The organism is Aeromonas sp. FDAARGOS 1403 (genome assembly GCF_019047325.1).
GTDB classification, from domain to species: Bacteria; Pseudomonadota; Gammaproteobacteria; order Enterobacterales; family Aeromonadaceae; genus Aeromonas; species Aeromonas dhakensis.
In genome coordinates, this window is the sequence record NZ_CP077249.1 from 4,419,676 (window position 1) to 4,431,203 (window position 11,528).

General features: G+C 63.4%; 8 protein-coding genes. 6 read left to right on the forward strand and 2 right to left on the reverse strand.

Translation table 11 applies throughout. The features are described 5' to 3' along the window. Positions 1–3: 3 nt before the first annotated feature. Positions 4–912: a LysR family transcriptional regulator gene (locus tag I6L33_RS20150; RefSeq protein ID WP_216973218.1), complete on the reverse strand. Its 909-nt coding sequence runs from the start codon at positions 910–912 to the stop codon at positions 4–6. 191 nt (positions 913–1,103) lie between these two features. On the opposite strand from I6L33_RS20150, the gene I6L33_RS20155 reads away from it, so the two are divergent. The 4 genes from I6L33_RS20155 to ygjK all read left to right on the forward strand — a co-directional run bounded on the left by I6L33_RS20155 (position 1,104) and on the right by ygjK (position 6,600). Further along, on the forward strand, positions 1,104–2,360 hold the full coding sequence (locus tag I6L33_RS20155) for an adenylosuccinate synthetase (RefSeq protein ID WP_005303296.1): 1,257 nt from the start codon (positions 1,104–1,106) through the stop codon (positions 2,358–2,360). Between the two features lie 214 nt (positions 2,361–2,574). Next, a complete protein-coding gene (locus I6L33_RS20160) occupies positions 2,575–3,111 on the forward strand; it encodes a YbhB/YbcL family Raf kinase inhibitor-like protein (protein ID WP_216973219.1) in 537 nt (178 codons plus the stop codon). Positions 3,112–3,122: 11 nt separating this feature from the next. After that, positions 3,123–3,935, forward strand: coding sequence for a helix-turn-helix transcriptional regulator (locus I6L33_RS20165; RefSeq protein WP_216973220.1), 813 nt, complete (start codon positions 3,123–3,125; stop codon positions 3,933–3,935). A 184-nt stretch (positions 3,936–4,119) separates the two neighbouring features. Beyond that, on the forward strand, positions 4,120–6,600 hold the full coding sequence (ygjK, locus tag I6L33_RS20170; RefSeq protein WP_216973221.1) for an alpha-glucosidase: 2,481 nt from the start codon (positions 4,120–4,122) through the stop codon (positions 6,598–6,600). A gap of 79 nt (positions 6,601–6,679) precedes the next feature. Here ygjK and tyrS read toward each other — a convergent pair whose 3' ends face one another. Then, on the reverse strand, positions 6,680–7,879 hold the full coding sequence (tyrS, locus tag I6L33_RS20175; protein ID WP_128836282.1) for a tyrosine--tRNA ligase: 1,200 nt from the start codon (positions 7,877–7,879) through the stop codon (positions 6,680–6,682). A gap of 114 nt (positions 7,880–7,993) precedes the next feature. Here tyrS and I6L33_RS20180 point away from each other — a divergent pair, with 114 nt between their 5' ends. Together I6L33_RS20180 and I6L33_RS20185 are read left to right on the forward strand one after the other, a co-directional pair. After that, positions 7,994–9,307, forward strand: coding sequence for a peptidoglycan DD-metalloendopeptidase family protein (locus I6L33_RS20180; protein ID WP_216973222.1), 1,314 nt, complete (start codon positions 7,994–7,996; stop codon positions 9,305–9,307). A gap of 248 nt (positions 9,308–9,555) precedes the next feature. Then, positions 9,556–10,659 (forward strand): anhydro-N-acetylmuramic acid kinase, encoded by a 1,104-nt coding sequence (locus I6L33_RS20185; RefSeq protein ID WP_216973223.1) that lies wholly within the window; start codon positions 9,556–9,558, stop codon positions 10,657–10,659. Positions 10,660–11,528 lie beyond the last annotated feature (869 nt).

The window sequence follows — 11,528 nt, forward strand, 5'->3', positions numbered from 1 at the left end:
GGCTCAAGCCCCGGTGTCCGGCAACGGTGCCGGGCGCTGGATCTCCTGCTCCACCCAGTGCAGCAGCTGCTTGATGGCACGCGACAGCACCTGGTTCTGGCGCACCACGTACCCTAAGCTGGTGCCGGGAAAGTCGGTGAGCCGGATCACCGGGGCGGTCAGCTTGAGCCGCGGGTGAATGGAGAAGTCCGGCACTATGGCCACCCCGAAGCCCGCCTCGGCCCAGTCGAGCTGGGCGTCCACGCTGCCCACTTCCATGATGCGGCAGCTGGGCAGGCCGAGCAGCGGCAAAGAGGGGTCGATGAGCGCCCGGGTACGGGTGTCGTGGCCCAGCAGGATCAGGGTCGGCTCGTCGAGGGGATCGCTCTCCCCCGCCTTCGCCCGCGCCTGCCAGCGGGCGAGACCGTGGCCCAGCGCGCACCAGGTCACCTGCTGCAACTCGGTGTAGAAGAGCGGCTCGCTGCGCTTTTGCGCCATCACGAAGCCCAGATCCGCCTTGCCCGCCCTGACCAGCTCAGCCGCCTGATCCGAAGTGGTGTTGAACAGGGTGAGGTCGATGCCGGGGAACTCCTGCTTGAAGCGCTGAAAGGGCTGAATGAGCAGCAGGCGCGAGATGATGTCGCTGGCGGCGATGGCCAGCGTCCCCTGGCTCAGCTGGTTGAGGGCGTTGAGATCGGACTGGCAGAGCTGCAGCTCGGCGATGGCGCGCTCGGCACTTTGCAGCAGCCGCTCGCCGGCCTGGGTCAGCCGAAACGGGCTGCGCTCGATGAGCTTGACCCGGGTGGCCTGCTCCAGATTCTTGAGGTGCAGGCTCACATTGGGCTGGGTCATGTGCAGTTCGGTGGCGGTCTGGCCGAAGTGCTGCAACCGGGCCAGGGTGACGAAGGTGTGCAGCCAGTGGATGTCCAGCATGAGGGTCCTCCTGTGCCGCCCGGCAGCGGCCCCCCTGCTCAACAACGGCGAGGCGGCGCGACCAGGGGGCAGTTTGCCGATAAATTCGCCGCAATTATATGACTCTCTTATCAGAATTATAAAGATAATTAATTTTTCTAATCCGCCCCGGCCTCCTAGGATGATCGCCTAACGTCTTAGGAGAAAGAGTCATGTCGTCTATCGTAGTCGTAGGTGCCAACTGGGGTGATGAAGGCAAAGGCCGCATCGTGGATTATCTGGCAGGCCAAGCAGGCGCCAGCATTCGCTTCCAGGGCGGCAACAACGCCGGCCATACCGTCGTCAACGACCTTGGCACCTTCAAGCTGCACCAGGTTCCGAGCGGTGTGTTCAACCCGGATTGCCTGGTCGTGCTGGGCCCGGGCATGGTGATCAGCCCCGAGAAACTGACCGTCGAGCTGGACGAAGTGAAAGCCTCCGGCGTCACTCCCAAGCTGGCCATCTCTGATCGCGCCACCCTCTGCCTGCCGCTGCACGCCATGGAAGATACCCTGGAAGAGCAGCGTCTGGGCGACGGCGCCTACGGTTCCACCCGTCAGGGCATCGCCCCTGCCTACGGCGATCGCGTCATGAAGAAAGCGATCCTGGTGGGCTGGCTGAAGCAGCCGGAAGTGCTGGTCGAGCGCATTCAATTCTTCCTCGACTGGAAACTGCCGCAGCTCAAGGCCCTCTACCCGACCTTCGAATTCAACCAGACCGCCCAGGAGATGGCCGACTGGCTGCTGGAAGTGTCCGCCCCCTGGATCGACTCCGTCTGCAACGTCAGCATGCCGCTCAAAGCGCTGCAGGCCGAAGGCAAGACCCTGCTGTTCGAAGCCCAGCTGGGCGCCGGCCGTGACCTGATCTACGGCGAATACCCCTGGGTGACCTCCTCCCACGTTTCCGGCGCCTATGCCGGCATCGGTGGCGGCCTGCCGGGTCTGCGTCCCGAGCGCGTCATCGCCGTCGCCAAGGCGTTCAGCACCTCCGTCGGTACCGGCACCCTGCTGACCGCCATGGAGAACCAGGACGAGTTCCGCAAGATCGCCAACGAGTTCGGCGCCACCACCGGTCGTCCCCGTGACGTCGGCTACTTCGACGCCGTCGCCACCAAGAACGGTGTCGAGCTGCAGGCTGCCAACGAAGTGGCGCTGACCAAGCTGGACTGCCTGACCGGCCTGCCGGATCTGAAGATCTGCGTCGCCTACGAAGGTGCCCACACCGAGAACCCGATCTGGCCGCAAACTGCCGGTCTGAAGCCGGTTTACGAAGTGATGGAAAGCTGGAGCGAAGACATCACCGGCTGCCGCACCTTCGCCGAGCTGCCCAAAGCGGCTCAGCAGTACGTACTGCGCATCGAAGAGCTGCTGGGCGTACCGGTGCCGATGGTCTCCGTCGGCCCGGGCCGTGACGAGATGATCCTGCGCTAAGTCGCGCGACCAGCTGTCAGCACAGTAAAAAACCGGCATCCATGATGCCGGTTTTTTTATGCCCGAGGGCACCACCGCGCTTTCGCAGCGCTCACCAGCAATCAACACAACAACTCATATCATGGCGGCAAGACGACCGCTTTGAGCGGTTTGGTCACTCACCTTCTCCCCCTCTTCGCTAGACTGATCCCATCATCCACCGAGGAGCCTCACCATGAAGATTGCCAAGCGTACCACCCTGCTCTCCCTGCTGTGCCTGGCAGCCCTGCCCGCCAGTGCCATGACCCTGAAGAGCAGCGACATCCACGAAGGCCAGCTGATGGACAAGGCCTTCAGCTTCAACGGCTTTGGCTGCAGCGGCGACAACCGCTCGCCCCAGCTCAGCTGGCAAGGCCTGCCCGCCGGCACCAAGAGCGTCGCCATCACCGCCTATGATCCAGATGCCCCCACCGGCAGCGGCTGGTGGCACTGGCTGGTGGTGAACCTGCCGGCCAGTCAGAACGAGCTGCCGAGCAACGCCTCGGGCAAGCTCAAGCAGGGGCTGGAGCTGAAAACAGACTTCGGCAACCAGGGTTACGGCGGCCCCTGCCCGCCCGCCGGCCACGGCATGCACCGCTACCAGTTCACCGCCTGGGCTCTGCCCCAGGCCCTGGAGGTGAAGGCAGACACCCCGCCCGCCATGGTAGGCTACATGCTCAACAGCATGGCCCTTGGCAAGGCCACCCTGACCGCCACCTTCGTCACCCCCTAGGAGTCCGCCGGATGAGCACGCCTCTGCTGCAACTGCACCACTATCTCGGGATCCGCCAGCAGCCGCTGCACCGGGTGCTCATCTACGCCCCCACCATCATCTGGGTGGAGCAGGGTCACAAGCAGTTGTGGTGGCAGGAGAAGCGCCTGGCATTCGATCAGGCGAGCTGGCTGCTGATCCCGGCCGGTCACCAGCTCACCTTCGTCAACCAGCCGGAGCAGGGCAAGTTTCGCTCCCGCGCGCTGACCCTGCTGACCCCGCCCCCCATCGAATGGCTTAGCGCCGCCCAGGCCGGCCCGCTCAGGGAGCCGCGCCTGGCGGTCAGCCCGGCGCTGGCCTTCTGTTTCGAGCTGGTCTGCTCCATGGCGGATCGGCGGCTCAATGAGGCCACCCAGGCCCAGCTGCTGCAGGGCTTTTATGCCGAGCTGCAGGCCGCCGGCGGGCTCGACCTGCTGTTTCCCGCCCATACCATGACCCTCGGCGAGCGGCTGGCCCGCTACCTCGGGGTGGAGCCGGGCGTCGACCACACCCTGGAGGGAGTGGCACCGCACTTCGCCATGAGCCGCGCCTCCATGGCGCGCAAGCTGGCCGCCGAGGGGCGCAGCTTTCGCCAGCTGCTGACCCAGGTGCGCATGAGCCATGCCCTCACCCTGCTACAGCAGGGGATCACCCCGCTGGAGACAGCCCTCGCCTGTGGCTACGACTCCCCCAGCCGCTTTGCCGCCCGCTTCAAGCAGGAGTTCGGCCTGACCCCCTATCAATACCTGCGCACCTGCCCCTCCTCCCTCTCGCTGACTGCCGCCAGAAAAGTAAATAGTTACTAAAATATCGAGTTATGTAACCTCGTGTAACCGGGTGATCCGGCTCACACCACCCCCTCCTGCACTGTGACGCAGCGCCAAAAATCCCGTCACCATCGCCCTATAATGGCTCTCGCAAACGCTTTCACTAAAACAAGCACTAAAAAACACCTTCCTTAACCTACAGAAATTGTCATTGGAGCGAGAAATGTTTCGTAAAAGTTTACTATCCATCACCCTGAGCGTCGCCCTGTTCGGCCTCACTGCCTGCAACGGCAATGACTCCAGCAGCCCGGCCACCCCCAGCGCCACCCTGGCGAACCAGTATCAGAACGTGATCGACCGCAGCGGCACCCCGCTCCAGTTCCGTGACTTTGACAGTTACTCCAACCTCAAATACAACCCGCTGCTCGATCTCGGCGCCTGGCACGGCTTCCTGCTGCCCGCCAGCGACAGCGAATGGGGTGGCTTTACCGGCCCCATGGTCATCGCCGAGGAGTACAGCCTGTTCTTCGCCAGCGAATTGGACAAGCTGACCCTGAGCGACGAGAGCGGCCGCGCCTTCCCGCTCACCAGCGCCAGCAAGCAGGCGCTGTACGCCATCCCAGGGGCCCTGGTGCAACGCTTCGAATTTGACCCCTTCACCCTGGAGCTGGAGCTGCGCTATGGCGATGCCCGCACTGCGCTGGTTCGCACCCGCCTCATCAACCACACTGACGCCCCCCTCACCCTCAAGCTCAACTGGCAGGGCGAGCTGCTCAACCAGTGGGATGCCAACAAGACGGTCGCCGAGCAGTACCCCGCCTGGACCCGCACCATCAGCCAGACCGAGCGCGGCGTGGCATTCCAGTTCGGCAAACTGCGCAGCACCTGGAACATCATGCAAAGCGGCAGCGCCAGCTACCGCATCGATCGCACCCTGCCGAGTCGCACCACCCTCGACGAGCAGGGGCTCGGCTACGTGAGCGAGGCCAGCCTCACCCTGGCCGCCAAGGGCCAGCAGGACATCTACACCCTGCAGAGCTATGTCCACAGCAGTGCTGACGCCGACCGCTTCGAGCAGAGCCGCCAGGCGCTGCTAGCCGACCCCGCCAGCCATTTCGATGACTCCATTCGCCGCTGGGAGGATTACCTGGCGCGCGGCCTCTCCAATCAGGGGATCCCGGAATCGGAGCGGCGCATCGCGGTCAAGGCAATGGAGACCCTCAACGGCAACTGGCGCTCACCGGCCGGTGCCATCCTGCACGACGGGGTGACCCCCTCCAACACTGCCCGCTGGTTCGACGGGGTCTGGGCCTGGGACAGCTGGAAGCATGCCTACGCCATGGCCCACTTCAACCCGGAAGTGGCCAAAAACAACGTACGCGCCATGTATGACTACCAGATCCAGGCCGATGACCCGGTCCGGCCGCAGGATGCCGGCATGGTGATAGACGCCGTCTTCTACAACAAGCTCGCCGATCGCGGTGGCGACGGCGGCAACTGGAACGAGCGAGACACCAAGCCGCCCCTCTCCGCCTGGGCCATCTGGGAGATCTACAGCGCCACCCAGGACAAGGCCTTCATCGCCGAGATGTATCCGAAGATCCAGGCCTATCACGACTGGTGGTATCGGGCGCGGGACAACAACCGCAACGGCATCATCGAATATGGCGCCACCCGCCACGTCGAGCACAACGACGAGTTCGGCAACATCACCTTCAAGGTGCAGTACCCGACGGGGGTACCGGCCGGGCTGGATCTGTCGAGCTGCACCAATGAGGGTGATGGCTGGTATGGCTGCGCCGGCATGGCGCTCTACCAGCAGGTGTTGAGCGTCGGCGGCTACGCCGACATGGATATCGGCGCCCAGCACGGGGCCGGCTGGGAGTCCGGCATGGACAATGCCGCCCGCTTCGGCTTTATCGAACCCGACCAGCTCAAGCGCTATGCCGACAAGACCTATGGCGGCGACCTGGCCAAGGCGCGCCAGGACTGGAACGTCTTCTTCTTCGAAAACCATCAGGACGACGGCAGCCTCATCGGCTTCTCCATCGATCAGGAGTCGGTGGAGCTCAACGCCTTCCTCGCCAAGGAGAAACGCATCCTGGCCGACATGGCCGAGCTGCTCGGCAAGCCGGACGAGGCGAGCCGCTATCGCGAAGGGGCGACCCAGCTGGCCGGTTATATCAACAGCTGCCTGTTCGATGAGGCCTCCGGCTTCTATTACGACCGCCAGATAGCCCAGGGGGATCTGCCCGATGCCAACGGCTGCGTCGGCAAGCTGTTGACCGCCCGCGGCCGCGGCCCGGAAGGGTGGAGCCCGCTCTGGGCCGAGGTGGCGGACCAGGAGAAGGCGGCGCGGGTGCGCGAGGTGATGCTCAATGCCCAGGAGTTCAACACCAGGGTGCCGCTCGGCACGGCGGCGCTGACCAACCCGGCCTACGACCCCGACATCTACTGGCGCGGCCGGGTCTGGCTGGACCAGTTCTACTTCGGGGTGAAGGGGCTGGAGAACTACGGCTATCGCAGCGATGCCCAGACGCTCGTCAACAAGCTGTTTAGCAATGCCGAGGGGCTGGCGGGCAGCGGCCCCATCCGCGAGAACTACAACCCGGAAACCGGCGCCATGCAGGGGGCCAGCAACTTCAGCTGGAGCTCGGCCCACCTCTATATGCTCTATCGCAACTTCCTGAAAACAGAGGGCTGATCCCTCTTTGCAGCAATGAGCCAACAAAAAGGCCTCCGCAAGGGAGGCCTTTCTTATGGCAGCGCCAAGGGCTGGCGACTTACTTGACGGTCACCCGGGCAAACTTGCGCTTGCCGACCTGGTAGACGGCGGTGCCGGCACCGATGAGAGCCTTGCCATCCTCCAGCTTCTCGCCGTCCACCTTGACCGCGCCCTGCTTGATCATCCGCAGCGCTTCGGAGGTGGTGGCCACCAGATCGGCGTCTTTGAGCAGGTTGGCGATGGCCAGCCCTTCGCCTTCCAAAGCCAGCTCGACTTCCGGCATCTCGTCCGGAATGGCGTTCTTGGAGAAGCGCTGGGTGAAGTCTTCGTGGGCCGCTTCGGCCGCCGCTTCGTCGTGATAACGGGCAATGATCTCCTTGGCCAGCCAGATCTTCACGTCACGCGGGTTGAGGGTGCCGGCGGCGATGCCCGCCTTGAACTCTTCGATTTCAGCCAGCGGACGGAAGGAGAGCAGCTCGTAGTAGTTCCACATCAGATCGTCGGTGATGGACATGATCTTGCCGAACATCTCGCCCGGAGCGTCGTGCACGCCGATGTAGTTGGCCGCGGACTTGGACATCTTCTTGACGCCGTCCAGGCCCACCAGCAGCGGCATCATCAGCACGCATTGGGTCGCCATGCCGGCATCTTTTTGCAGCTCGCGGCCCATCAGCAGGTTGAACTTCTGATCGGTACCGCCGAGCTCGACGTCCGCCTTCAGCGCGACCGAGTCATAGCCTTGCAGCAGCGGATAGAGGAATTCGTGAATGGCGATGGACTGGCCGTTGCTGTAGCGCTTCTTGAAGTCGTCGCGCTCCATCATGCGGGCCACGGTCTGCTTGGCCGCCAGCTTGATCATGCCGGTCGCGCCCAGCTCGCCGAGCCAGGTGGAGTTGTACTCGATGCGGGTCTTGGCCGGGTCGAGGATCTTGAACGCCTGCTCTGCATAGGTGAGGGCGTTGTGCTTGATGGCCTCTTCGGAGAGCGGCGGACGGGTGGCGTTCTTGCCGGAGGGGTCACCCACCATGGCGGTGAAGTCCCCGATCAGCAGGATCACTTCATGGCCCAGATCCTGGAAGGTCTTCAGCTTGTTGAGGATCACGGTATGACCCAGATGAATGTCGGGAGCCGTCGGGTCCATCCCCAACTTGATGCGCAGCGGGCGCCCTTCCTTCAACTTGGCGACCAGTTCTTCTTCCACCAGAATTTCTTCCGCTCCGCGCTTGATCTCGGCTAGCGCCACCTCGAGCTGGGACATTTTTTGACTCTCCAATCACGATTCCACAGGGCCAGACATATTACTGGAATGGCGGGCCAATTGGAAAGGCGGTAAACTCCGACATTCTTCCCGGCTCAACTTCGTCTGCTTCTCATGGTCATTTGGCACGCCTTCAACTCTCTCCCCCACTGGCACCGCAAGATGGTGCTGATCCTGAGCATCATGGTGATGATGCTGGCGGCCTGGCCCAGCGAACAGGCGGTCGCCACCCGGGTCGATGATAACGGCAACGAGCTGGCCATCGAGCAGCAGGTCGACGAGGAGGCGCTGCTGGCCCGGACCGAGCCCGTGGTCGCCCCGCCCAAACCGAGCTACATCACCAAGCTGGTGAAGGTGCGCAGCGGCGACAACATGGGGGTCATTTTCCAGCGCCTGGGCCTCAGCACCACGGATCTGCACCTCATCGATCAGCTGAACGGCACCGACACCCTGCGCCTGCTCAAGCCAGGCCAGGAGCTCACCTTCAAGCTCACCAAAGGCGGCGAGCTGCACAGCCTCTACTATCCCCACAGCCTGGAGCAGGCGCTCAAGGTGATCCGCAAGGATGAGGGGTTTGTCGCCCGGGCGGTCAAGCTCGAGCTCGACACTCGCGAACAGGTAGCCAAGGGCGAGATCCGCTCCAGCTTCTGGGGCGCCGCCGTCGACGCCGGCATGACCGAGGATCAGATCATGGATCTCGCCGCCATCTTCGGCTGGGATATCGACTTTGCCCAGGACCTGCAACCGGGGGACAGCTTCCGGGTGGTCTACGAGGAGAAATTCCAGGATGACGAGCGGGTCGCCTCCGGCGACATCCTAGCCGCCGAGTTCGTCAACCAGGGCGCCATCTACCGCGCCGTGCTGAACGAGGATGGCAACTACTACACCCCGGATGGCAAGGCGATGCGCAAAAGCTTCCTGCGTGCGCCGGTCAACTTCAAATACATCAGCTCCAACTTCAATCCGCGCCGTCTGCACCCGGTCACCGGCAAGGTACGCCCCCACAACGGCATCGACTACGTGGCGCCGGTGGGCACCCCCATCATGGCGGCCGGTGGCGGCAGCGTGGTGGCCGCCGGCTACAACCAGTTCAACGGCAACTACGTCTTCATCAAGCACGCCGGCAACTACGTGACCAAGTACCTGCACCTCTCCAAGCGCACCGTCAACAAGGGGCAGCGGGTGAAGCAGGGCCAGACCATCGGCCTGCTCGGCGGCACCGGCCGGGTCACCGGGCCGCACCTGCACTATGAATTCGTGGTGGGCGGCGTGCACAAGAACCCGCGTACCCTCAACCTGCCGCAGGCGGAGTCTCTGAGCGGGCGGGCGCTGGCCAGCTTCAAGGCACAAGCCATGCCCCAGCTGGCCAAGCTGGACAGCCCCGAACTGCAGCTGGCCCAGAACAAGCGGGCCAACGGCGGCAACTGAGCCACCATGCCAGAGAGCCACAAGGAGCAGTCATGAGCGAGCGTTATATCGGCTTGATGCCGGGTACCAGAATACGGCATGGAATCGAGGCCGCACTCTCTCTCACGTACTTTTTCCCGCTCTGCAAGTAAGGAAGCCTGATGACTGAACGCTATATAGGCTTGATGTCCGGGACCAGAATACGGCATGGGATCGAGGCCGCTCCCTCTCTCACGTACTTTTTCCCGCCCTGCAAGTAAGGAAGCCCCATGACTGAACGCTATATAGGCTTGATGTCCGGTACCAGCATGGATGGCATTGACGCCGTGCTGGTGCTGATCGAGGGGGATGAACTGCGGGTCGAGGCGGCCGTCAGCCACCCCTGGCCCACCGCCCACGAGCTGCACGCACTCAGCACCCCGGGCGACAACGAGATCGACCGCATGGGGGTGGCCGACAACCTGGTCGCCCGCGAATTTGCCGCCGCCACCCACGCCCTGCTGGCCAAGGCAGGGCTGACTCCCAGGGATATTCGCGCCGTCGGCAGCCACGGCCAGACCATCCGCCACCGTCCCCAGCTCGGCTTTACCCTGCAGATCGGCAACGCGGCCCTGCTGGCGGCGCTGACCGGTATCGACGTGGTGGCCGATTTTCGCACCATGGACATGGCCCTCGGCGGTCAGGGGGCGCCACTGGTGCCCGCCTTCCATCAAGCCTTCTTTGCCCGCCCCGGCGCCCTGCGGGTGGTGCTCAACCTCGGCGGCATCGCCAATATCTCTGTACTGCCGGGCCAGGCCGATGGCGTCTATGGCTTTGATACCGGCCCGGCCAACACCCTGCTCGACGGCTGGTATCGCCGCCATCACCCCCAGGGAGCCGGTTACGATGCCGGCGGCCAGTGGGCGGCCAGCGGCCAGCTTATCCCTGCACTGCTGGAGCAGCTGCTGGCTCACCCCTACTTTGCCGCCCCTCACCCCAAGAGCACAGGACGGGAGATGTTTACCCTCGACTGGCTCGATGGCGAGCTGGCCGGCCACGCCCATGCCCCGGCGGATGTACAGCGCACCCTACAGGCGCTCACCTGCCACAGCATCGCCCGCCAGCTGCCCGCACTGGCTGATGCACAGAGCCAACCCGAGCTGTATGTCTGCGGCGGCGGCGCCCATAACGCCCCGCTGCTGGCGGAGCTGGCCAGCCTGCTGCCCCGCTGGCGCATCGCCAACACGGCCGAGCTGGGGATCGCCCCCGACTGGATGGAAGGCGCGGCGTTTGCCTGGCTGGCACAGCGCTTTATCCACCGCCAACCCGGTAACCTGCCGGCTGTCACCGGCGCCAGCCGCCCTGCCGTGCTGGGTGCTCTCTATCCCGCCTGAGCCAGGACTAGCCCAAGGCGCCGCCTGAACAAGGAGGGCAACCTGCCCTCCCATATGCCGGTGCCAGCCGCCCCGCGATACTGGGTGCCCTCTATCCCACCTGAGCCATACCTGGTCCAAGGCGCCGCCTGAACAAGGCACCTGCAACCCAGGCGGCCGACCTCTCAAACACCAGACCCTGTCGCGCCGCCCATGGGGCGATGCCGGGTTTTTCCGCCAGAACAGGGCAACGCGGCAGCGCTATCTTGTCCGGGCTCCAGGCACAAGGTTCACACCCGCTGAACCAGCCTGCCCCCCCTGTAGCACCCTTCGCCCGATATCGGCTGGGCTGGAACATCCGTCCTGATATTTGCCCCTGATGGCGCTTGTCCCACGCTGCAATTTCATTGCATAAACCTGACGGGTGCCATCTGGAAAATAACGGCAGCTAATATCTGGCAAATAACGGCTGCCCGCGGCGAGCTTTGCCTGCAAATAAGCCGACAGCTATGCAAAATCACTGAATGATATGTCAGGAGCCGACGAATGGGCACAATAACCGCCCCCGGCTAGCATATTTTCCATGCATATGACAGCCCCTTTCAACGCAATGAAATGCATAGCCATGCATAGTTTTTTGCATTAACAGCGAAATAGTGCCAATCATTAACGCTTTATTCACATGGCCGATCGCTGAGCATGATGACGGGAAGCCACGCCATTCGGCCTTCACCACCATAACGCACTATATGAAGCCATTTATCCCGTCATTTATCGTGCATTGAATGCCATTCTGGCTATATTTCAGAGCGTTGAGCCACCTCATAGAAATGCGATCCCGGTTTGCATCCCCTGAATACCCTTCATAGAATCCTCTCGTCTGAGATAAC